Raw genomic sequence first — 359 nt, 5'->3', positions numbered from 1 at the left:
CCATTGTGCAATATTCCCCACTGCTGCCTCCCGTAGGAGTCTGGACCGTGTCTCAGTTCCAGTGTGGCTGATCATCCTCTCAGACCAGCTAGGGATCGTCGCCTTGGTGAGCCATTACCTCACCAACTAGCTAATCCCACCTAGGCATATCTTGACGCGAGAGGCCCGAAGGTCCCCCTCTTTGGCCCGTAGGCATCATGCGGTATTAGCCATCGTTTCCAATGGTTATCCCCCACATCAAGGCAATTTCCTAGGCATTACTCACCCGTCCGCCGCTCGACGCCCAACAAATCCTCCGAAGATTCAATGTTGTCGTTTCCGCTCGACTTGCATGTGTTAGGCCTGCCGCCAGCGTTCAA

1 rRNA gene is annotated in these 359 nt (G+C 54.9%); it reads right to left on the bottom strand.

From position 1 onward, the window contains the following. Positions 1–358 (bottom strand): 16S ribosomal RNA (locus WR49_RS20695); the annotation flags it as partial. Position 359 lies beyond the last annotated feature (1 nt).

The sequence above is a fragment of the Vibrio sp. ECSMB14106 genome (assembly GCF_000972265.1).
Taxonomy (GTDB): domain Bacteria; phylum Pseudomonadota; class Gammaproteobacteria; order Enterobacterales; family Vibrionaceae; genus Vibrio; species Vibrio kanaloae.
The sequence above is the reverse complement of the archived record's forward strand: the minus strand, read 5'-3'. Positions and strand labels throughout refer to the sequence as shown.